Source organism: Roseovarius sp. EL26 (genome assembly GCF_900327775.1).
Lineage (GTDB): Bacteria > Pseudomonadota > Alphaproteobacteria > Rhodobacterales > Rhodobacteraceae > Roseovarius.
The window spans coordinates 407,969-429,014 of sequence record NZ_OUMZ01000007.1 but is presented as its reverse complement, the minus strand read 5'-3'; the positions used below and the strand labels follow the sequence as shown (position 1 = coordinate 429,014).

The 21,046-nt window shown below is 53.2% G+C and carries 22 protein-coding genes; 13 read left to right on the top strand and 9 right to left on the bottom strand.

Annotated elements, in window-relative coordinates; all coding sequences use genetic code 11:
• Positions 1-2: 2 nt before the first annotated feature.
• The 3 genes from D9A02_RS09975 to D9A02_RS09965 form a co-directional block, all read right to left on the bottom strand.
• Entirely contained in the window at positions 3-209 is a 207-nt protein-coding gene (locus D9A02_RS09975) for a cold-shock protein (RefSeq protein ID WP_120500832.1), read from the bottom strand.
• Positions 210-421: 212 nt separating this feature from the next.
• Positions 422-1,537 (bottom strand): 3-dehydroquinate synthase, encoded by a 1,116-nt coding sequence (gene aroB, locus D9A02_RS09970; RefSeq protein ID WP_120500831.1) that lies wholly within the window; start codon positions 1,535-1,537, stop codon positions 422-424.
• On the bottom strand, positions 1,534-2,082 hold the full coding sequence (locus D9A02_RS09965) for a shikimate kinase (protein WP_120500830.1): 549 nt from the start codon (positions 2,080-2,082) through the stop codon (positions 1,534-1,536). Before D9A02_RS09965 ends, aroB begins: the two co-directional genes overlap by 4 nt.
• Positions 2,083-2,220: 138 nt before the next feature.
• Between D9A02_RS09965 and D9A02_RS19225 the strand changes: the two genes are divergently transcribed.
• The 3 genes from D9A02_RS19225 to D9A02_RS09955 are packed head-to-tail and all read left to right on the top strand — an operon-like array spanning position 2,221 to position 4,887.
• The gene (locus tag D9A02_RS19225) at positions 2,221-2,370 is read left to right on the top strand and encodes a hypothetical protein (RefSeq protein ID WP_162933026.1); all 150 of its coding nucleotides are present in this window, start codon (positions 2,221-2,223) and stop codon (positions 2,368-2,370) included.
• Entirely contained in the window at positions 2,357-3,919 is a 1,563-nt protein-coding gene (locus D9A02_RS09960) for a hypothetical protein (RefSeq protein ID WP_254054602.1), read from the top strand. Before D9A02_RS19225 ends, D9A02_RS09960 begins: the two co-directional genes overlap by 14 nt.
• Positions 3,916-4,887, top strand: coding sequence for a site-specific tyrosine recombinase XerD (locus D9A02_RS09955; protein ID WP_120500829.1), 972 nt, complete (start codon positions 3,916-3,918; stop codon positions 4,885-4,887). Before D9A02_RS09960 ends, D9A02_RS09955 begins: the two co-directional genes overlap by 4 nt.
• Here the strand turns inward: D9A02_RS09955 and D9A02_RS09950 are convergent.
• Complete coding sequence (locus tag D9A02_RS09950; RefSeq protein WP_162933025.1) at positions 4,824-5,642, bottom strand: metallophosphoesterase; 819 nt, start codon at positions 5,640-5,642, stop codon at positions 4,824-4,826. The genes D9A02_RS09955 and D9A02_RS09950 overlap by 64 nt on opposite strands.
• 70 nt (positions 5,643-5,712) lie before the next feature.
• On the opposite strand from D9A02_RS09950, the gene D9A02_RS09945 reads away from it, so the two are divergent.
• On the top strand, positions 5,713-7,020 hold the full coding sequence (locus D9A02_RS09945) for an HlyC/CorC family transporter (RefSeq protein ID WP_120500827.1): 1,308 nt from the start codon (positions 5,713-5,715) through the stop codon (positions 7,018-7,020).
• 72 nt (positions 7,021-7,092) lie between these two features.
• On the opposite strand, the gene D9A02_RS09940 is transcribed toward D9A02_RS09945, so the two are convergent.
• Complete coding sequence (locus D9A02_RS09940; protein WP_120500826.1) at positions 7,093-7,773, bottom strand: outer membrane protein; 681 nt, start codon at positions 7,771-7,773, stop codon at positions 7,093-7,095.
• A gap of 168 nt (positions 7,774-7,941) precedes the next feature.
• Positions 7,942-8,475, bottom strand: a complete 534-nt coding sequence (locus tag D9A02_RS09935; RefSeq protein WP_120500825.1) for a TetR/AcrR family transcriptional regulator — start codon at positions 8,473-8,475, stop codon at positions 7,942-7,944.
• Positions 8,476-8,572: 97 nt separating this feature from the next.
• On the opposite strand from D9A02_RS09935, the gene D9A02_RS09930 reads away from it, so the two are divergent.
• Together D9A02_RS09930 and D9A02_RS09925 are read left to right on the top strand one after the other, a co-directional pair.
• Positions 8,573-9,193 carry a glutathione S-transferase family protein gene (locus tag D9A02_RS09930; protein ID WP_120500824.1) on the top strand — a complete coding sequence of 207 codons (621 nt, stop codon included), beginning with the start codon at positions 8,573-8,575 and terminating at the stop codon, positions 9,191-9,193.
• A gap of 14 nt (positions 9,194-9,207) precedes the next feature.
• Positions 9,208-9,882 carry a cupin domain-containing protein gene (locus D9A02_RS09925; protein WP_120500823.1) on the top strand — a complete coding sequence of 225 codons (675 nt, stop codon included), beginning with the start codon at positions 9,208-9,210 and terminating at the stop codon, positions 9,880-9,882.
• Positions 9,883-9,922: 40 nt separating this feature from the next.
• Here D9A02_RS09925 and D9A02_RS09920 read toward each other — a convergent pair whose 3' ends face one another.
• Positions 9,923-11,293, bottom strand: coding sequence for a sodium:proline symporter (locus tag D9A02_RS09920; protein WP_120500822.1), 1,371 nt, complete (start codon positions 11,291-11,293; stop codon positions 9,923-9,925).
• Between the two features lie 242 nt (positions 11,294-11,535).
• Between D9A02_RS09920 and D9A02_RS09915 the strand changes: the two genes are divergently transcribed.
• A complete protein-coding gene (locus D9A02_RS09915) occupies positions 11,536-11,799 on the top strand; it encodes a hypothetical protein (RefSeq protein WP_120500821.1) in 264 nt (87 codons plus the stop codon).
• A gap of 65 nt (positions 11,800-11,864) precedes the next feature.
• Here D9A02_RS09915 and D9A02_RS09910 read toward each other — a convergent pair whose 3' ends face one another.
• Complete coding sequence (locus D9A02_RS09910; RefSeq protein WP_254054601.1) at positions 11,865-12,965, bottom strand: DNA alkylation repair protein; 1,101 nt, start codon at positions 12,963-12,965, stop codon at positions 11,865-11,867.
• Positions 12,966-12,997: 32 nt separating this feature from the next.
• Positions 12,998-13,777: an SDR family oxidoreductase gene (locus tag D9A02_RS09905; RefSeq protein ID WP_120500819.1), complete on the bottom strand. Its 780-nt coding sequence runs from the start codon at positions 13,775-13,777 to the stop codon at positions 12,998-13,000.
• A gap of 197 nt (positions 13,778-13,974) precedes the next feature.
• On the opposite strand from D9A02_RS09905, the gene D9A02_RS09900 reads away from it, so the two are divergent.
• The 6 genes from D9A02_RS09900 to D9A02_RS09875 all read left to right on the top strand — a co-directional run bounded on the left by D9A02_RS09900 (position 13,975) and on the right by D9A02_RS09875 (position 20,970).
• Positions 13,975-14,919: a Hint domain-containing protein gene (locus tag D9A02_RS09900; protein ID WP_367946747.1), complete on the top strand. Its 945-nt coding sequence runs from the start codon at positions 13,975-13,977 to the stop codon at positions 14,917-14,919.
• Between the two features lie 45 nt (positions 14,920-14,964).
• Complete coding sequence (locus D9A02_RS09895) at positions 14,965-16,572, top strand: peptide chain release factor 3 (RefSeq protein WP_120500817.1); 1,608 nt, start codon at positions 14,965-14,967, stop codon at positions 16,570-16,572.
• 173 nt (positions 16,573-16,745) lie between these two features.
• Entirely contained in the window at positions 16,746-17,495 is a 750-nt protein-coding gene (locus D9A02_RS09890) for a VPLPA-CTERM sorting domain-containing protein (protein WP_120500816.1), read from the top strand.
• A 209-nt stretch (positions 17,496-17,704) separates the two neighbouring features.
• Positions 17,705-18,310 (top strand): hypothetical protein, encoded by a 606-nt coding sequence (locus D9A02_RS09885; RefSeq protein ID WP_254054600.1) that lies wholly within the window; start codon positions 17,705-17,707, stop codon positions 18,308-18,310.
• Between the two features lie 101 nt (positions 18,311-18,411).
• On the top strand, positions 18,412-19,374 hold the full coding sequence (locus D9A02_RS09880) for a glycosyltransferase family 2 protein (protein WP_120502469.1): 963 nt from the start codon (positions 18,412-18,414) through the stop codon (positions 19,372-19,374).
• A gap of 198 nt (positions 19,375-19,572) precedes the next feature.
• The gene (locus D9A02_RS09875; protein ID WP_120500814.1) at positions 19,573-20,970 is read left to right on the top strand and encodes a DEAD/DEAH box helicase; all 1,398 of its coding nucleotides are present in this window, start codon (positions 19,573-19,575) and stop codon (positions 20,968-20,970) included.
• The last annotated feature ends 76 nt before the right edge of the window (positions 20,971-21,046 follow it).

The window sequence follows — 21,046 nt, the reverse complement described above, 5'->3', positions numbered from 1 at the left end:
GCTTAGTCCGCTGAGATGTTAATCGCAGACTCGCGACCGTCACGGCCAGCTTCGATGTCAAAAGTAATCTTTTGATTGTCTGCAAGACCTGTCAGGCCGGAACGCTCGACAGCTGAGATGTGTACAAATACATCTTTGCCGCCGCCATCAGGTGCGACGAAGCCGTAGCCTTTAGTTGTGTTGAACCATTTTACGGTGCCAGTAGCCATATCCGTAGTCTCCAAAATTGTTGCTGTCCGCATTAGTGCGACAGCCCGGCGTGGTTGGTCTGGATCGATAGACTGAACGCCGAAGATCGGGAGACAGTGGGTCGAAAAAGAATAACGTTAGCACCGCCCATATGGCTGGCAATGGCGCATTTTGCAAGACTTAGCTTATAAAAACGGCCAATTGCCATTGGCTGACTGCCACGATGTTTGTGTCACGTCCGATCCTTAAGCGTCTCTTTCAGAACGGTTTTCACCAGCGTTGGGTCAACGTCTGCACTGACGAACGCATCTCCAATGCCGCGCGTCAGGATAAAGCGCAACTGGCCGTCGACAACCTTTTTGTCCTGCCCCATCAATGCCAGAAGACCTTCGGCATCAGGCAGAGCACCATCGATATCCTTGAGATCTACTTTCATGCCCATATCACGCAAGTGCGCTCGCACACGGCTTGGGTCTTCTTGAGAACACAGGCCCATGCGCGACGACAATTCAAACGCCAAAGCACAACCGATGGCCACACCCTCGCCGTGCAGCAAGCGATCAGAATAACCCGTTGCCGCCTCTAACGCATGACAGAAGGTATGCCCCAGATTGAGCAGCGCTCGGTCACCTTGTTCGGTCTCATCGCGCACGACAATCTCGGCCTTCATCTCGACCGAGCGTTTAACCGCAGCAATCCGCGCCGCCATATCACCCGCTGCTGCGGCTGGGCCATTTTTCTCTAACCACTCAAAAAACGCGGCATCACCCAACAACCCGTACTTCACCACCTCGCCGTATCCGGCAAGATAATCGCGTGGCGTCAATGTGCCCAGCACTTCAGTATCGGCCAGCACCAACGAAGGCTGGTGAAACGCACCGATCAGATTTTTACCCTGCGGTGCGTTAATGCCGGTTTTGCCCCCGACCGAGCTATCAACCTGAGCCAACAGGCTGGTTGGGATCTGCACAAACCGCACCCCACGACGCAACACCGATGCGGCAAAGCCAACCAGATCGCCGATTACACCACCACCAAAAGCAATAACGACATCGCGACGCTCAACCTTCTCGGCCAACAGCCATTCAACCGCACGTTCAAAATGTGGCCACGATTTTGTCGCTTCGCCTGCTGGAAGTGCCAGCGCCGTCGACGCAATACCTGCTGCCTCTAACCCGTCTTGCAAGGCTTTCAGATGCAGTGCCGCGACATTTTCATCGGTAATGATTGCCACACGTTGCCGATGCAACAGCGGTGCAATCAATCCACCTGACTGTGCAAGCAGGCCGGGGCCAATGTGGATGTCATAGGCGCGATCGCCCAAGCCAACATGCACTGTTTGGGTCATGTATTTTTCTCCATCACATCGCTCCGCGCGCTCAGCGCCTCAAGAACCTGCTCTGCCATCATCTCAATCGAATAATCCGGATGCGCCGGAACACTCAGATCTGCCTGCGCATAGAGAGGGACACGCTGATCATATAACTCTTTAAGCTTTGCATATGGTTTTGCCACACGAAGCAAAGGCCGGGTGTTTTTATGTTTCACGCGTGACCATAACAGATCCAGATCTGCATTCAGCCACACCGAGACACCTTTATCGGAAATCAGAGCTCGGTTTTTATCTGACAGAAACGCGCCCCCTCCGGTTGAAAGAACGCAGCATTCTTCTTCGAGCAATCGATCAATCACTTCGGTTTCCCGATCCCTGAAAAACGGCTCGCCGTCCCGTTCAAAGATCTCTGCGATGGTCCGATTTGCCGCTTTCACAATTTCAGCGTCCGAATCAAGAAATGGCGCATTCAGCCTGACCGCTAATGCCTTGCCGACTGCAGTTTTACCCGCACCCATCATCCCGACCAGTACAACCGTCTTTTTGAGCTTCCAATTCATCGCCGCAGCCACTTTTTTCGGCGCTCCCCTGCCAAAATTCACCCTCTTGTCTCTGAATGACGTGATCTTATGTAAAAGGCCAGTTATAAGTTACACAAAACCAATGCAAAATCGGGCATAGATTAGGGCAGGACATATATGTATCGACTTATCAAACTACTGGTCTACATGGCCTTGTTGGCGTTTATCGGTCTTGTGGGGTACGCGTATATCGGCCCCTTCTTTGGGGCTGATTTTTCCGCGCCACAACAAGAGATCCGACAGGAAATCCTGCTTGAAACTCAATAACACGTTTTTACTGTGCCTCGGACTAAGTGCCGCGCCGCTGGCGGCGCAGCAGCCTCTTTCGGCCATCGACCCGCCAAACCCGTTGTCGGCAATTGAATGGCTAGAGCAACCCCTGCCCGTCACAGCCGTGACACCCAACACATTGCAGCCTCTGCCGGGCGACACATCAACCGGCGTCAGAACCCCCGATGTCGTAGTCATGCCCTTGGATAATCAACGCAGTGATGCGGTCGGACTTTTGCCGCCAGCGACCACAGGTTTGCCTGCCACACTATGGCACAACAGTGTAACTGCTGATCTGGTGAATAGCCTTGCAGGCTTATCCTCTGAGCCACTACCTGCGGTGCAGGCGTTATATTACACCCTGCTCTTGGCGGAGGCCGAAGCCCCGCACGATACCTCATCAGATGCGCTATTCCTTAAGGCCAGAACCAAAGCGTTAACGAAATACGGCGCCGTTGACGCCGCTCTTGCCCTGCTTGAACGTGCAGGCGCCGGATCCACGGTGCTGTTTGACAGCTGGTTTGATCTGGCACTGCTGGACGGGGCTGAAGATGCCCCCTGCGCCGCATTGTACCGCGCCCCCATCCTGAGCCAAAGTTATGCCAACCGTATATTCTGTAGCGCACGCTCAGGCGACTGGCCCACGGCAGCGCTGATTTATAACACCGCCCTCAGCCTGGGTGTCCTTACCCCGACCGAAGCCGATCTGCTGGAACAGTTTCTGGATCCGGAAATGATCGAAGAAAACCCGCCCAAAGCACCGCCCGGAAAAATGACGCCATTGTTGTTTCGTCTGTATGAGGCCGTTGGTAGCCCGCGGCCCACCCGCAGCTTGCCGCGCGCCTATGCCACGGCTGATCTGCGCGGCAATTCTGGCTGGAAGGCTGAACTGGAAGCCGCTGAACGTCTGGCCAAAACCGGTGCCCTGCCTGCAAATCGTTTGCTGGGGCTTTACACGGCGCGCAAGCCCGCCGCCTCTGGCAGCGTTTGGGATCGCATTGCAACGATTCAGGCGCTTGATAAAGCCATAGAATCAGGTAACGAAGTAGACATTTCTGAAGCGCTCAATCCAGCATGGGATGCAATGCTAGACGTTGGACTGGCCATACCGTTCGCCGAACAATTTGCGCCGAGGCTGATCACAGCCAACTTGACCGGCGCATCGCAAGAGCTGGCCTACACCATTGCCTTGTTGTCCCCAGATTATGAGGCCGCGGCCCAATCTATGGGGGACAAGATCTCTGACGCGACCTTTGCAACAGGTCTAGCCAAGGGGGCACCACTACGGGATGCCGCCCTTTCCCCGCTACAGCAAGCTATCACTACAGCTTTTGAATCGACAAATGCGGCCCCTGAGCACCAAGAAAAACTCAATTCCGGCAAGCTTGGGCAGACAATCCTCGAAGTGGCAAAGCAGCTGGATCAGGCAGGTCGCAACCAACTAGGTGATGTGGCCAGCACCTTGTCCACGCTTCGTGCTATCGGGCTTGAAGATACTGCACGGCGCGCAGCACTTCAGCTGCTTTTGCTCCCTAGCCCGACATGAGCAACAATCCCAACTGGATCTCTGTTTTCCTCGAATCACAAGCCGCAGAAGTGGGGGCCGCACAAAACACGCTGGCCGCCTATGCCCGCGATCTGGGAAATTACAGCGACTGGTTAAACAGCCGCCAGCTTGGCATGGGCATGGCCACGCAAAACGATATTGAGGCCTATCTGATCCATTGCGAAGCGCAAGGGCTGGCTATTTCCACTCGCGCGCGGCGCCTGTCGGCCATCAAACAACTATATCGCTTTGCTTTTGAGGAAGGGTTTCGATCAGAAAATCCTGCCATTCGCATTCGCGGCCCCGGCAAGGCAAAACGTCTACCCAAAACTCTGAGCGAGGAGCAGGTTGATAACCTTCTGGTCGCAGCACGCCAATGTGGCCGGTCAACCGCCGACAAACTGCGCAATACCTGCCTGATGGAGCTGCTATATGCCACGGGCATGCGAGTAACAGAGCTGGTCTCGCTGCCTGTGTCGTCAACACGTGGCGATCCCAACATGCTATTGGTCAAAGGTAAAGGCGGTAAAGAGCGTATGGTCCCACTGTCCCCTCCGGCCCGTGAGGCGTTGGCGGCATGGATCGGTGTAAGGGATGAAAACCAAGAAGTTGCGCGTCTTAAAGGCAAACCTGTTTCAGCATTTTTGTTCCCTTCTTCGGGAAAATCCGGCCATCTGACCCGGCATCGATTTTATCTTCTGATCAAGGAATTGTCAGTCGCAGCCGGTGTGCCTCCAACACAGGTCACACCGCACACCCTGCGCCATGCATTTGCCACGCATTTGCTGGCCAACGGTGCTGACCTCCGGGTAATCCAAACCTTTCTGGGCCATGCAGATGTCGCCACGACCGAGATCTATACCCATGTGTTAGAAGAGCGCCTGCGTGATCTGGTCGAGGGTCATCACCCACTGGCGGTTACCGCACGGCGTAAATCCGACGGAAGCACATCTTCGGACGGCCAATAACCGGAAACGAGCGCATCGTGATAGCCCTGCGTCAAGCCAGCCGCGCGCATGGCCTTCTGTTCAGCCTGATGATCATAATTCAGCGCATGGATTTGTGCCTGACCTTCGCACATCGTTATATATTGCGTCGTCGCGACACCCGCATTAGCAGGCATACCGATTACCCCTGCATTGATCCACTCCACACCAGCGACATGCCGGAGAAATGCAATTCCGCTATGCCCTGCAATGATACCATTCACCAGGCCAACGATGGCTTGCACCTGCGCCACCTCCTGCTCAAACACCTCTTCCACAGAAACCGGCCAGATAAAGCGGCTGATCTCCGAAACGCCCCCATGGATTACTGCAAAGCGCCGCCCAAAGTGGGTAAAGACAACAATATCCGGCAGATTACGCATCCACACACGATCGTCATCCGTTACAGCAAGGTTGGCATGGGCATACCACCCCGCTGAAAGCAGATCACATGTGCTGCCCGCGTCAAACCCGCAACCGCAATTGTCTTGCCGCGCTGCAAGTTGTTTTTCGCAGTTACCTGCGACGATTGGACAACCCAGATCTCGAATCATTTTCACCGTCTCATGTGGCGCAGAGCAATAGGCCACCACATCTCCGGTACAAATCATGCGATCGCTTGAAATCGCTTGTTTTTCAGCCTGTTTCCTAAGCGCAGTCAGCGCTTGCAGGTTCGAATAGGGTCCGCCAAAAAGCAGCAAGGGATCATTTTGTTGCCCTAAATCCCGTATAACCACAATGATTGATCCCTTGATTGCCGGGCCTGCAATGCCCATAACCCTAGGGAATACAAAGGCATTAAGGTCAATGGAACCGACATCACCAATACTTGATAGCGCATTCTGGCTTACCGCAGGTGCAATTCTGGGCCTTCTGGTCCTGTCCGCTTTCTTTTCGGGCAGCGAAACCGCACTTACAGCAGCCTCGCGTGGTAAACTACGCGCTCGTGCAGACAAGGGCGAGCGTCGCGCTAACCGCGCATTGAAAATTACCGAAGACAGCGAACGCCTGATTGGTTCAGTGCTTTTGGGCAATAACCTTGTCAATATTCTCGCGACATCATTGGCAACAGCGCTTTTCACCCGCGCACTAGGTGAAAGTGGTGTGGCAATCGCCACATTGGTCATGACAATGTTGGTCTTGATCTTTGCCGAGGTCCTGCCCAAGACCTACGCCATCACCAACGCCGAAGCCGCAGCCGAACGTACCGCCCCGATCATCAGCGTGGTTATTTTAGTCTTTTCCCCGATTGTGACTGCTGTGCGCTGGCTGGTACGGGGTGTTTTGGGCCTTTTTGGTGTAAAAATCGATCCGGACAGCCACATTCTTGCGGTGCGCGAGGAAATCGCCGGAGCGCTACATCTGGGCCATTCCGAAGGCATCGTTGAGAAAGAAGACCGAGACCGTATCCTTGGTGCACTTGATCTGGTGGACCGCGCGGTTGAAGAAATCATGTTGCACCGCTCGCATATCGAGATGATCGATGCCAGTGCTGACCCACAGGACATTCTGGATCAATGTCTACGCAGCAATCACACTCGCCTGCCAGTCTTTCAGGATGACCCTGACAACATCATTGGTGTGATCCACGCCAAAGACTTGCTGCGCTACATGTTTGGCTCTTCGAAAGGCAAAAAAGCCTCTCCCAAGTTGGCCAAGGATTTCGACATCGCTAAAGTAGCCCGCGCCCCGTATTTTGTGCCGGAAACCACAACACTTGATGATCAGATGCGCCAGTTCCTGCGCCGCCGCAGCCATTTTGCTTTGGTGGTTGACGAATATGGCACCCTGCAAGGGCTGATCACGCTTGAGGATATTCTGGAAGAGATCGTTGGTGAGATCACCGATGAATTTGACCCCGCAGCCGAGCACGCCATTCACAAAAGTGACGATAATCAGTTCCTGATCGATGGCGCTATGACTATCCGCGACCTAAATCGTGCAACGGACTGGAACCTGCCCGATGACGCCGCCAATACCGTGGCTGGACTGGTAATTCACGAGGCACGTATGATTCCCTCCGTGGATCAGGTGTTCAACTTTCACGGTTTCCGCTTTCAGATCGTGGCTCGCCAAGACAACCGGGTCAGTAGCCTGAAGATCCGCAAACTTTGATGTGTCCGCCGTCAGGATCATTGACCTGACGGCGGACATCAACGTTGGCTAGCTGGGGGCTGCTATCTACGCTTAGAAGCCAAAGCGCAGGCCAACATTGAGGCTGAGATTATCAAAGTCATCTGAAACGGTCGCAGGTCCAGCGGGCCCTACACGTGTCAGTTCAACATCAAATGCGCGGCTGTAACGTGCATCGAATGTCAGATCCAAGCGGTCGTTCAACTTATAGGCTACCCCAGCAATCAGCTGCGCGGCAAAGACCTCATCGTCATCGTTAATACGCACTGGCAGGCCACCGTAAGAAACGCTGGAATCAATAAACGCCGCACCAATGCCTGCGCCAATATAGGGCGTGAAACGTTCATGCGGTGTCTTGATGTCGTACAAAAGATTGGCGAAGATCGAAGTCGAGCTGATGTCACCCTGAACGTTTCCTTCTTCTCCCGCACCATTACCGGAGAAATCGATCGAGTCGGCATCGTTTTCACTATAAGACAGCGCCAGCTCAGCCCGAACGCCAGACCACGCCGGAATTTTGGTGCCAACCGCAATGCCCAGATTGTAGCCACCATCAAAATCTGACGCGACATTTGCCTGTGCCCCACCTGGTCCCGATGATCCGGTCTGGTCTGTGTCGAAAAGCTGGTTAAACCCCAGCGACCCCTGCAAATAAAATTGCTCTTCGGCAAAAGCCCCCGATGCCGGCAGGGTTGTGGCCGTAACCGCTAACGCGAATATCTTCGATCTGTTCATGTCCTCACTCCATTGATTTGCTCAAAGTCAGCCGGTTACGCAACCGGACATGAGGTTAAACAAATTCAAGGCAAGATTATTTTCACACGCCATGTCACAAACCCGTCATGAGGCACCGCTTATCGCCGATTGCACATGCGGCGACATGCAACAGAAAATTCAAAGAATTTATTGAAGAGGCGCGCACAGGCGCTCAATGGTCAGGTCCATTACGGAATAGTCTTTCAGGCTAACAGCAACAGTCATTGCCCCCTGAACAGCGGTTTGTGCGGCAAGCGCCTGTGATCTTTTATCCGAGATGTTGTCCGGCAGAGAGGCCATTAGCCAGTTAATATTATTGCGGAAAAATTCGGCGACACGGTCGGCCACCTCATCCGGAAGTCCCGAGCTTTCTGAGGCTAGTATACTACACAGGCATTGCAGGTCACTTTGATACAATGCGTCTTTGTAGACATCGCAAAACGCGCGCAATGCCTCAGGCCAGTCAAGCGCCCCTGCCGGACCTATCAGATCAGCAATGCGCGTTGCGTAACGATCAACTACAGCCAGCCCCAGATCATGCTTTTGCCTAAAATGATAGTGAATGCTGGCCGATTTAATCCCCATCTCATCCGCGAGATCACGAAAGCTGACAGCATGATAGCCACGCAGCCGAATGGCACGTTCCGCCAAATCAAGAATTTGCGTTCGGGTATCTGTCATCTCACTCGCCACCTTGTGACCTACTACTAGATAGGCTTGACAGAATGCAAGCGCAATGCAATCAATCTACCTATCACTAGATAGATAGGATTCGAAAATGAAAATCTACGAATTTGAAGGTTTCCCAAACCCCGCCCGTATTCGCATTGCATTGGCAGAAAAGAATCTGACCGATAAGGTCGAATTCGTTTCGGTCAACGTGCCAGAAGGTGAGCATCAATCCGAAACATTCCGGGCTAAAAACCCCTCTGCCACAGTACCTTTGCTGGAGTTGGACGACGGGACATGCATCTCAGAATCCACCGCAATCACCGAATATCTTGATCACATTGGTGGTACGCCGACCCTGACCGGAACCACGCCAAAGGATCGGGCAAAGATCCACATGATGCAACGCCGCGCAGAATCCAACCTGCTGGATGCAGTCGCCGCGTATTTCCACCATGCAACACCCGGTCTGGGGAAACACATTGAAGGATATCAATGTGCGGAATGGGGGGAACATCAAAAACATACCGCCCTGAAGGGCATGCATTACCTTGATGGCGTGCTGGCCAGTCAGCCCTTTCTTGCCGGGGGTGATTTCAGCATGGCAGACATCACTGCATATGCTGGCCTGGGCTTTGCTGATTTTGCAAAGATCGCTATTCCTGACGAATATGTTAACCTCAAAAACTGGCGTACACGCGTTGCCTCCCGCCCTTCACTCAACGCCTGAGAACGGAACTGATCATGGAACTAAATACCGATTTTTCAAAACGGATTGCAGTGCATAGTGCGGGTGAGCCGTGGGTAGCGTCTCCGGTTGCGGGTGTGGATCGGCGCATGCTGGACCGCATTGGCGGTGAAGTGGCGCGGGCGACCACAATCGTCCGATTTGCCCCAGACAGCGCCTTTTCCCCGCATGTTCACACCGGTGGCGAAGAATTTTTTGTTCTCGAAGGTGTCTTTCAAGACGAACATGGCGACTTTCCTGCGGGCAGCTATATCCGCAATCCACCGGAATCCTCTCATACTCCGGGCTCTGCACCGGGATGTGTGATCTTTGTCAAACTCTGGCAATTCGATATGAAGGACCGGACGCATAACCGTGTTGACACCAATAAGATGAGATTCATCCGCCAAGGCCCAGACACAGAAGTTCTGCCGCTTTTTTCAGACGAACACGAAGATGTCGTTCTTGAACGTTGGGCACCAGGCGCAGGAATTCCACTGCATGCCCCAAAAGGCGCCGAGATATTGGTGTTGGAGGGTGGCTTTGAAGAATCCGACGAGGCGTTCAAAACCCATAGCTGGCTTCGACTGCCGAAAGGCGGTGATACCACCATAAAGGTCGGCGAAAACGGCGCGCGCGTTTGGATCAAGCGCGATCACCTTGCGCAAACACCGCATGCTCCTGCGGTCTAAACGAAACACCCCGACCCGCATTCAGCGGATCGGGCATTTGTCAGGCCCGTTTGCGCATTCCGAGCAGCACAGCGGCAAAGCCAGCCACAAGCACCACAACACAAATGGCCAGCAGCTGCTCGTATTTGTGACCCTCAGGTAAGATCTGTGCGATCCACTCAGCATCGCGCTTAAAATAGACGAAGGCCCCTAACATCGCAGACCCAAAGGCCACCATATATGACCACCATGTCACAGGTCGGCCCAGTACCAACCCCACGAACAACACCGGTGTCAGGAACATACTAGCGGTGCCGCTCACGGCCACCGCATCAAACAAGGTCTGATTGCCCCATAATGTCAGCACTGCGCCAAGGATCATGAACACAACCATCGCAACCCGCCCACCATTCAACGTGCGCGGACTTAGTTTAAGTTCATCCACAACCAAGCGTGCGGCACTGGACAAGGCCGAATCTAACGTACTGAGTGCGCTAATCAACAGAGACAACAGCAAAGCCACAAAGAGCCAGGTCGGGAACATATTGGCCCATGTGCCCAAGAGTTGTCCCTCGTATTCCGCGCCGCTCAATGCGGCCTGAATACCGAAGATACCAAAGGCGATAATGCAAATGCTCGAGAGCCAAAATGCATGCAAAAACGCCGCGCGCGTGGTGCCGCGATCGGCCAAAAAACCGCGATCCATCATCACCGGGTCGTGTGCCGGATAAGAAAACACCTGCAAAAATGCGACCAGCAGCAACACCTGACCGTTCCACGACCCTGAGACCCCCTGTGCTGTCGCAACGGCCATGATATCAAATCCGGGGCTGGTGATCAGCGCGATAAAAGCAGCAAAAAACACTAGCAAAAAAACCAACATCTGAACAACATCTGTGCGCAACGCCGCGCTCAACCCACCCCAGGCGCTATAGGCCAGCCCCATAAGGGCCACCAGAACAATCGAGGCGTTTTTCGCGATGCCAACCTCGGGCAATACCGCTGCAAAAATCAACCCTACCACCAAAAGATTTGCGAAGACCTCTGATAGCAAGCGCAGGGCAATCACTACATTATAGCACTGCACTCCACTGCGCCCAAAGTGTGCGCTCAACCAGTCCTGAACCGATCCAGCACCTGTGTCGCGCAGACGGGAAACGATAAATCCCCCAGTCAGAAACGATCCATAATATGCGGCATAAGCCAGAACGCCCCAGACCCCATAATAATAACCCAAAATAGCTGAATTCATCAAAGATCGTGCAAAAATCCAGGTTGTCACCTGACTAAGCACAAGTGTCAAAAGCCCCGGAGCGCGACCGTGTGTATCCAGACCATAAAAAAACCCTTCAACCGTTGCCTTTCTGGGGGCTGCCACAAGGCTGGCAATAATCACCAGAACAAAAACTATAATCACGGCAGCCGTTTGCATGTCAGGATTTCCTTCGCTGTTCGGTACTCCGCCTAACAGGGCATCATGGCACGATCCAGCTTTGCAGTGGCAACCAACGGAAATGTGATGGAAAGCTCCCAAGCATTGATCGTTTTACAAAATTTCAACCAACCACTGTTTAGCGTGCAAAAAATGACAAAAGTGACTGGGATTGGATCATTCTAAATGGAGGCGGTAATGACCTGTGGTTTGGTTGCGGCTGTTATGGATGTGATGCGAAAATGGACCAGCTGATTTCAAACGATGGCCAAAAGGGCAAAACCCCAACCTTGGTCCGTAAGCTGCGCGCAACTGGGGCGCAGGTGGTCTATGTCGGTTATCTGCGCAGCCCCGGCGTCGATTCCCCGATTGAAGGATGTCGAAACGAAGGCGATGAACTGGAATGCGGGATCACTAGCCTGGCCGCCACAGATGGCGGGTTTCATTTCCTATCAAACGCCGATCTGGTGCCGCATGGAGACCGGTCATCCATGCGATCGATATGATCCATCCTTCCCCGAAGGCTAGCAAAGCAATCGGCAAGCGTATTGCCAACCTAATCGCCAAATAATCACTCGGGCGCTGGCAGCAGGTCGAATGTGGCGGCGGCCAGACATGCGCCATTTACCTGCACTTCTATCTTGTGCGGCCCGGGATGTAGGGTGAATGTTGTCGTACCTTTCTTGAACCGATGTTTCTTTTGCAATGTCAAAGTGCGTCTTCCGTCGCAATGCGCCTGCTTTAATTTGAAAACCTTGCGCCGATCCACACCATCCGGCCTGTGAAAATACATCACATAATCGACCAAAACTGGCACCGCTTCTGGGCAGTTGATCTCGCAAGTGAAGTCTAACACCTCACTGATCATGACGCTTGGGCTTTGAAGTTTAAGCGCCACATCAAACTGCAGGTCATTGCGATAGCCCAAAAACGCTAACGTTTCCGTATGACCTTGCTTGATCAGTGTGCGGAGCGCGTGCCGCTCCATCCATGCCAGCTCTGCTTTGTTTTGCCGCGCTTGCCCGCGCCAGTGTTCAAGCCTCTCCAGCACGGCCTCAGGGTCAGTTTTGGAGATATCATTCAGATGGTTTGCGACTGATCTGGTCACATACCGGGTCTGATCTGCGTGCAGAAGATCCAGCAAATCAAGAGGGCGCGTTGTGTCAATATCAATACGCCTTGCCCATGGCAATTTGGGCCGAGTTCCTTCGCTCACCAGCCGCCGGACGTGGTAATTTTCATCGCTTGCCCATGTCTTTAACCGATCAAAGGTCTCGTCTGGCCATCGGTTCAGAAAGGGACGAATGTAAAACTCCATCGAGAACCGCTTAGTGGCAGCATATAACAAATTCAGTGCACGTTCGCGATGCTCCTCCAGACCATGCCGCACAGCCAATATGCCCGGTACAGCATGGATAAAGCGTCCAAAGTCATCATCGCTCAACGTCGGGTCTAAGTGTGGAGGCAGGGCCGCCTCAAGCTGGTCAGCCATTGCTGGGAAATCCACATCCAACTGCGCCTGAATGCAATCGGCAATCCAGTCAAGCCGGGCCATAAGTTCCCTGCTTTCGAGCCCGGGTATCGCTTGCGTCAGGAATTCATCGGCATCAAATCCGGGCAAGGCAGCTGAATATTCAACCGCTAGATCAGACAGGCTTTGCGAATTAAACAAATGATCTTTGAGAGAGAACCGTTCCGCCACCTTTAAAGCGTGGCGTTAACGCCACCTCCGTCAAGCAAGATGTTTTGTCCCACGATAAATCCGGCATGCTGGCTGCACAGAAACGCACAGGTCGCGCCAAACTCAGCCGCCGTGCCATACCGCCCTGCGGGAATGCTCGCACAGCGCTGCGTTTTTGCTGCATCCATGCTAATACCCTGTGCATTGGCAACGCCGGTGTCCAATGAAACCGCGCGATCCGTGGCGTGAATTCCTGGTAACAAATTGTTAATCGTCACCCCTTGCCCAGCAACCTGACGCGCCGTGCCCGCAACATACCCAGTCAGGCCAGCGCGGGCCGAATTCGACAAGCCCAAAACTGCAATCGGTGCCTTAACAGATTGTGACGTAATATTCACCACCCGGCCCCAACCACGATCGATCATGCCCGGAACCAAGCCTTTGATCATGGCAATCGGCGTCAACATATTGGCATCCAGTGCTTTGATGAAATCATCCCGTTCCCAATCGCTCCACATCCCCGGAGGCGGGCCACCGGCATTGTTCACCAAAATATCAACACCCTTTGCAGCATTTAACACCTCAGCCTGCCCTTCGTGGCTAGTGACATCCACTGCAACCGTCTGCACCGATACGCCGAAGTCATCACGCACTTGCTGCGCGGCAGCTTCCAATGCCTCTGCGCCGCGGGCATTCATCACCAAATCGACACCCGCCTCGGCCAGCGCACGCGCGCATCCAAGCCCCAAACCTTTGCTTGAAGCACAAACCAAAGCACGCTTTCCGCTAATTCCGAGATCCATATTCGCCCTCACCATGTATTTTCATGTTTCTTTGCCACAAATGCGAAAAACTCCAACGTCACAATTGCGTCGAGATTAATCTATATTAACATGGAAACTTAGTACCATACCCATTCCATAAATGTTGCTTCTGTATGAATCATATCGCCCCCAGTCCAAAACAAACCCTTCCTGTTTTCCGATCTCAGGATCTTGTAGTGGTTTCAGGAGCGAATGCTGGAGATTACATTTCATATGCCAATGAATTGGATCTGGATGATACCTACGAGCTGAGTGCAGGAGTCACACCCGGCCAGCTGATCGTTTCCACCGATGACAACGTGAACTTCAGGATCAGCGGCAACAGCGAACTGGGCGAGCCCGGCGCGCGGGTCTACATGGACAGTTGCCTGACATTGATGTGTTCGACCGGTTGTGTCGTCGAAGCCCTGATCTGGGTCGAAGTGAACGCACAAGGTCATGTGGCCGAAGTATTTGTCATGCCGCTCGCGTCTCTCACAGCAAAATTGGGCTATACGCTCATTGGCATTGATCGCGATCTGGTGATGCAAAAATATGCGGAACTATCCTGCGTTTCATTCGCCCGCGATACCAAGATCACCTTGGCAAGCGGTGCACAGAAATTGATTCAGGACCTTACTGTCGGGGATCATGTCCTAACCCGCTATGACGGGGTACAGCCGATCCGTTGGATCGGACAGTCCACGGTACGCGCCCTGGGTGAATTTGCCCCCGTACGGATCAAAGCTGGCGTACTGCACAATACCAATGATCTGATCGTGAGCCCCGACCATCGGTTGTTTATCTATCAACGCTCGGATGCCATCGGCGCAGGCCGGTCAGAGGTCCTGGTACGTGCCCGCCATCTGGTCAATGGATCGACAGTAGTGCAACAAGACGGTGGCTTTGTGGAATACTTCCAGCTTGTGTTTGACCAACACCAGATCATCTATGCCGAAGGGATAGCTGCCGAAACCCTGATGATTAACTCGCAGACCCGTGCCGCCCTGCCCACCGAGCTGGATCAAACCTTTCCAGGCGTCCTGCACGAGCATCGCCCGCATCACGATTTTGAGATCCCCAAAGAGCTGCTTAACCACGCTGATGCCGCAAACCTGCTTAAACGCGCCTCGACAATGTAACGCCTTCTTATTGCACCTCTGCTCCCCGCGCTCTATACGGCGCGCATGTTGGATATTGCCTCAAACCGCCCCGATCTACCGGCTGAAATCGCCCGCCGCCGTACCTTTGCGATCATTTCGCACCCGGACGCTGGCAAAACGACCCTGACGGAAAAATTCCTGCTGTTTGGCGGGGCCATCCAGATGGCTGGCCAAGTGCGCGCCAAGGGCGAGGCCCGGCGGACACGGTCCGACTTTATGCAGATGGAAAAAGATCGTGGGATTTCTGTTTCGGCCTCGGCAATGTCGTTTGATTTTCGCGAATTTCGCTTCAATCTAGTCGATACCCCCGGTCACTCGGACTTTTCTGAAGACACCTACCGCACGCTGACAGCTGTTGATGCCGCTGTTATGGTGATTGATGGGGCGAAGGGTGTTGAAAGCCAGACACAAAAGCTGTTTGAGGTCTGTCGCCTACGCGACCTGCCGATCCTGACGTTCTGTAATAAGATGGACCGCGAAAGCCGGGACACATTTGAAATCATTGATGAAATCCAACAAAACCTTGCCATCGATGTGACCCCAGCCAGCTGGCCCATCGGTCAAGGGCGCGATTTCATTGGTTGCTACGACATGCTTAACGACCGGTTGGAACTGATGGACCGCGCGGATCGCAACAAGGTGGCTGAAAGCATACAGATCGACGGGCTTGATGATCCAAAGCTAGCCGAGCATGTTCCAGATACTCTGATCGAGCAACTGCGCGAAGAACTGGAAATCGCGCGCGAATTGCTGCCCGCGCTTGACCCGCAAGCCGTTCTTGAGGGGCACATGACCCCGATCTGGTTTGGCTCTGCGATCAACTCTTTCGGCGTCAAAGAGTTAATGGACGGCATCGGCACCTACGGCCCTGAGCCGCAGCCACAACAGGCCAGCCCACGGCAAGTCTCACCTGATGAAAAGAAAGTTGTTGGCTTTGTCTTCAAGGTGCAAGCCAACATGGACCCAAAACACCGTGACCGAGTGGCGTTTGTCCGCCTGGCCTCAGGTCACTTTAAACGTGGCATGAAACTCACCCATGTACGTACTAAAAAACCTATGGCTATCTCTAGCCCAGTGTTGTTTCTGGCTTCAGACCGGGAACTGGCAGAAGAGGCCTGGGCCGGAGATATCATCGGCATCCCCAACCACGGCCAGCTGCGCATTGGTGACACGCTAACCGAAGGCGAGGCCATTCGTGCCACGGGCATTCCGTCCTTTGCACCTGAGTTGCTGCAAAGCTGCCGCGCTGGTGACCCAATGAAAGCCAAGCACCTTGAAAAGGCTCTGATGCAATTCGCCGAGGAAGGTGCTGCCAAAGTATTCAAACCCAGCTTTGGATCTGGCTTTATCGTTGGTGTGGTCGGCCCGCTGCAATTCGAAGTGCTTGGTTCAAGGATCGAACTGGAATACGGCCTGCCCGTACGGTTTGAAGCCTCCCAGTTCACTTCTGCCCGCTGGGCCGTCGGGGAAAGGCAGCCACTTGATGCCTTTATCAACGCCAATAAACAGCACATTGCCCATGATCACGATGGCGACGTTGTCTATCTGACGCGCCTGCAATGGGACATCGACCGCATCACCCGCGATTATCCTGATGTGACACTGTCGGCGACAAAGGAAATGATGCCCTAACAAGCCCCGTCAAGAAATTGACACAATCAACCTTGCAATACAGGGAAACAATCTGTTTCCCTGTATTAATGGGGACTAATCCTTGAATTTCATTGCCTTGCGCCATGATGGATGCCATTATTTTGACACATTTCGCACCCGTGTATTTTACCCACAGGAGATAATTAAGGGTTATGATTAAAAAAGTTTTAACAGCAGGGCTTCTGTCGCTCATCGGCACATCCGGCTTCGCCGCAAGCGTATCGTTTATGAATGGTGACCATGAAATCTCATCGTACCAAAGTGGCATTATGTCTGGCACCTATGGTCACACCTTAACAAGATATGAGGATACAACCACAGCTTGGGGCAACGCGATTGCCGCAGGTGATACTATCATCGTAGAACAAAGCGGTGATGATGGCGCTGGCGCAAATCTAGCCGCACTCGATTCATTCGTTTCCGGCGGTGGCCGGTTGATCGTATTCGGAGGCAGTGGCAACCAGGATTTGCTGGATGCTCTGTTTGGCGGAAATTTGACGGACGCCCTAGGATATACCAACTCTTTCACCAAAACTGCGGCAGCGGCTGGAACTACCTTTGCTGATGACGTTGCAACATTGGTTGGGTTAAGTTCCACTCACTCTCTGGGTGGCGCATTGCCAACAGGATCAACTGTTTTCTACGAAGGCAGCACTGGTGGGTCCACGGGCAATCCAATCGTAACCCGCACAACTAAAGGTGCTGGTGATGTTTTCTATCTTGGGTTTGATTTCTGCTGTGCCGGAACAGACCAACAAAGAAACGACTGGGCACAAGTTCTGGACAGCGCGATCACCTTTGATGGCGGCGATGTGTCCACGATCCCATTGCCTGCTACTGGTTGGCTGCTTATCGCTGGCCTTGGTGGCGTAGCAAGCCTGCGGAAACGCAAAAAAGCATAAGCTGCAATAAGTTTAAAGAGAGGCCCTGCAATGCGGGGCCTTTTTCAATTTGAGTGCCCTTCGTTATACAGCCATTAATTGATAATATCCCCGATTTGATTGCCTCAGTTACAATTCCCCAAATGCCAATAAACTCTTGAACAGTAAATTACCTTTGCCGTAGCTTGGCGCATATGACACGTGTGCATGCCCCTCATCTACAGAACAGAGTGCTACCCACTGGTGAATTTCACGCAGTATCTGCCCGCGGCACGATGATGGGTAATCGTGGCATTTTACATGATGACCAGAAACGCCTTGGCCGGGCCCGATGGACTCATCAGGCCTGGGTTACCTGCGTTCTGACTTTCAAAGGCCGCCACCGCGAGGTCATGGGTCCACGCAAATATACAGAACTATTTTTCCTTGATGAGGCTGTAGCTTTGGCTGCGGGTCATCGCCCCTGCGGAGAATGCAGGCGTGCGGAGTACCTCAAGTTTCGTGGGTGCTGGGATACCGCGCATGGCCCGGCCCAAGACCTCAAGTCAATTGACCGGCATATGCATCAAGACCGTGTTAGCCGCACACGTGCGCAGATCCGGCATAGTGCATCGCTGAACACGCTGCCTGATGGGACCTTCATACTGTATGATATGCAACCTCATCTGGTCTGGGGGCCAGACCTGCTATGCTATACACCAGAGAGGTACAGCAACCGGTTCAAACGCCCAAGCATCGATGAGGCAACCGTTATGACACCCCGTGCGACCCTTGCCGTATTGCATGCAGGTTATCGCCCTGCCCTGCATCCCACAGCAACTTCGGATCATGGTTAGCACAATAATCTGAACAATGAATACCCTACTCACTACACAGCTTATGGATGGCTTTTTATACTCAACTTGCACAATTTTTCTGGGAGCGGCATTTTCAAGATATGAACAGTCAAACAAGCTGGGGCGTGGTTGCAACGATCAAAGCCCCCACCAAAGACATATTAGACTTTGCCGCCTATCATCTTGATCTGGGTGCGAAACGTGTCCATGTCTATCTGGACGACGATGATCCAGTTGCACACAAAGCCCTGAAATCGCATTCAAAATGCCGCGTACATCTGTGTGATGAAACCTATTGGCGCAAACGCAAGGGACGCCCGGATCAACATCAACTGCGGCAGTCCATCAATGCGACTCATTGCTATCGCCGCGCCTCGGATGTGGATTGGCTGGCGCATATTGATGTTGACGAGTTTCTGTGTCCATCACAGCCCTTGGCACTGCAACTTGCAGAATTACCTGATAGCGCCCTCACCGCGCAACTACGCCCGATTGAAGCCCTTGCGCCTGACCCCTTTACCCTTCCACCGAATGGGCAAGTCTGGGCCAAGGGATGCGCCAGTCGCTTAATTGATCGACGTGCGCAAACACAGGAAATCTACCCCACCTTCGGCAATCAGCTGAATGGTGGGTTTCTCAGTCATGTTTCTGGCAAGATTTTTGTACGCACTGGACGACAAGGATTTAAGTTACGTATTCACAATGCGTTTTTCAACGGAACCCGCCTGACCAACGCACATGTTTTGCAGCAAACACAACTGTTGCACATGCATGCTCCCAGTTGGGCTCATTGGCGTCGCAGCTACCGATACCGGCTGAACCAAGGGGCTTACCGGGCCGAGCTTCAGGCTAACGCACGCTTTAGTACTCAAAAGCTGAGCATGCATGAGTTGCTTTCATCACTGGAAACCGAAGGCGGAGAACCCGCATTGCAAGCCTTTTTCACCGAGGTCTGCGTCGCCACCCCACAATTGCGTGAAAAACTCAGCGCGCATGGGCATCTTCATGCCGTTTCGCTGGGTTTAGATGCAAAACGAAAGCGCCATTTCGCCGACGCCGTATGACTGTGACGAATTTAGCAATAAAACCATAGTTTTCCATGAAATATTCGGGTTCCTGCCCCTTGCATTGACCCAAGCCCACCGATCCGCTAAATGGAGCCAGATTACTGGATTCTAAATCGTGTTTAAACGAAGGCCATCCGGGCCTGATCCACACCAGACGCGCGGGCCAAGCATAGTGTCCGCATATGACGGATGCACATGACTAAATTTTCTGATCTGAACCTGAATTCCAAGGTCCTTAAGGCCATTGTTGAAGCAGGATACGAAACCCCCACCCCAATTCAGGCTGGTGCCATTCCTCCCGCTTTGGAAGGCCGTGATGTTTTAGGCATTGCCCAAACAGGCACCGGCAAAACTGCCAGCTTCACCCTGCCAATGCTGTCGCTTCTGGCTCGTGGCCGCGCCCGGGCACGAATGCCACGCAGTCTGGTGCTTTGCCCGACACGCGAACTGGCTGCACAGGTTGCTGAAAACTTCGACACTTATTCCAAGTATCTAAAGCTGACTAAGGCGCTGTTGATCGGCGGCGTCAGCTTTAAAGAGCAAGAAGCGATCATCGACAAAGGTGTCGATGTTCTGATTGCAACACCAGGCCGTTTGCTTGATCATTTTGAGCGCGGCAAGCTGATCTTGTCCGATGTCAAAGTCATGGTTGTCGACGAAGCAGATCGAATGCTGGACATGGGCTTTATCCCTGATATCGAGCGGATCTTTGGCTTAACCCCCTTTACCCGTCAAACCTTCTTTTTCTCGGCCACTATGGCACCAGAGATCGAGCGGATAACCAACACGTTTCTCTCCGCACCAGAGCGCGTCGAAGTGGCTCGTCAGGCCACAGCGTCTGAGACAATTGAACAGAATGTGGTGATGTTCAAATACAAGCGCCGTGATCGCGCCGATAGCGAAAAGCGCAAGGTCTTGCGCGCATTGATCGATTCCGAAGGTGACAAATGCACGAACGCCATCATCTTTTGCAACCGCAAGACTGATGTCGACATCTGCGCCAAAAGCTTAAAAAAATATGGCTATGATGCTGCAGCCATCCACGGTGATCTGGACCAATCCCAACGTACCCGTACACTTGAATCGTTCCGCAATGGAGAATTGCGCCTTCTTGTCGCTTCAGATGTGGCAGCGCGCGGGCTTGATGTGCCATCAGTCAGCCATGTCATCAACTTCGATGTTCCTGGCCATCCCGAAGACTACGTTCACCGAATTGGCCGCACGGGTCGCGCCGGTCGCGAAGGCAAAGCGATCACCATCTGCAATCCCCGCGATGAAAAAGCGTTGAATGCGGTTGAAGCCTTGATCCAGAAAGAAATCCCTCGGATCGACAACCCAATTAAGTCCGAAGAACCAGCCAAGCCGCGCAAATCGGCCAAACCTAATACAGAGGTCGAAGCTGAAGGCGCCAAGTCTCCGAAAGCAAGCAAGCCGGATGACAAACCTGTCAAACATGCCAGATCTGATGACAAGCCCGCAAAACGCAGCAATCGTAAATCCGACAAACAGAGCGGCGGCAATCAGGTTGTAGGTATGGGTGACCACATGCCTCAGTTTATCGCGCTCAGCTTTGACGAACGGCGCGCAGGTTAAATTCGCCTCAAATGATGCATTTGGCAGAATGCGCGTGCTAATGCGCGCGTTCATTCATACTGTGCTTGCCGTATTT

What these genes read in the sequence shown, in the direction of transcription:
- D9A02_RS09975 (WP_120500832.1), bottom strand. Translation starts at nt 209, where the DNA reads ATGGCTACTGGCACCGTAAAATGGTTCAACACAACTAAAGGCTACGGC.
- aroB (WP_120500831.1), bottom strand. Translation starts at nt 1,537, where the DNA reads ATGACCCAAACAGTGCATGTTGGCTTGGGCGATCGCGCCTATGACATC.
- D9A02_RS09965 (WP_120500830.1), bottom strand. Translation starts at nt 2,082, where the DNA reads ATGAATTGGAAGCTCAAAAAGACGGTTGTACTGGTCGGGATGATGGGT.
- D9A02_RS19225 (WP_162933026.1), top strand. Translation starts at nt 2,221, where the DNA reads ATGTATCGACTTATCAAACTACTGGTCTACATGGCCTTGTTGGCGTTT.
- D9A02_RS09955 (WP_120500829.1), top strand. Translation starts at nt 3,916, where the DNA reads ATGAGCAACAATCCCAACTGGATCTCTGTTTTCCTCGAATCACAAGCC.
- D9A02_RS09945 (WP_120500827.1), top strand. Translation starts at nt 5,713, where the DNA reads ATGGAACCGACATCACCAATACTTGATAGCGCATTCTGGCTTACCGCA.
- D9A02_RS09940 (WP_120500826.1), bottom strand. Translation starts at nt 7,773, where the DNA reads ATGAACAGATCGAAGATATTCGCGTTAGCGGTTACGGCCACAACCCTG.
- D9A02_RS09935 (WP_120500825.1), bottom strand. Translation starts at nt 8,475, where the DNA reads ATGACAGATACCCGAACGCAAATTCTTGATTTGGCGGAACGTGCCATT.
- D9A02_RS09930 (WP_120500824.1), top strand. Translation starts at nt 8,573, where the DNA reads ATGAAAATCTACGAATTTGAAGGTTTCCCAAACCCCGCCCGTATTCGC.
- D9A02_RS09925 (WP_120500823.1), top strand. Translation starts at nt 9,208, where the DNA reads ATGGAACTAAATACCGATTTTTCAAAACGGATTGCAGTGCATAGTGCG.
- D9A02_RS09920 (WP_120500822.1), bottom strand. Translation starts at nt 11,293, where the DNA reads ATGCAAACGGCTGCCGTGATTATAGTTTTTGTTCTGGTGATTATTGCC.
- D9A02_RS09915 (WP_120500821.1), top strand. Translation starts at nt 11,536, where the DNA reads ATGGACCAGCTGATTTCAAACGATGGCCAAAAGGGCAAAACCCCAACC.
- D9A02_RS09905 (WP_120500819.1), bottom strand. Translation starts at nt 13,777, where the DNA reads ATGGATCTCGGAATTAGCGGAAAGCGTGCTTTGGTTTGTGCTTCAAGC.
- D9A02_RS09895 (WP_120500817.1), top strand. Translation starts at nt 14,965, where the DNA reads ATGTTGGATATTGCCTCAAACCGCCCCGATCTACCGGCTGAAATCGCC.
- D9A02_RS09890 (WP_120500816.1), top strand. Translation starts at nt 16,746, where the DNA reads ATGATTAAAAAAGTTTTAACAGCAGGGCTTCTGTCGCTCATCGGCACA.
- D9A02_RS09880 (WP_120502469.1), top strand. Translation starts at nt 18,412, where the DNA reads ATGAACAGTCAAACAAGCTGGGGCGTGGTTGCAACGATCAAAGCCCCC.
- D9A02_RS09875 (WP_120500814.1), top strand. Translation starts at nt 19,573, where the DNA reads ATGACTAAATTTTCTGATCTGAACCTGAATTCCAAGGTCCTTAAGGCC.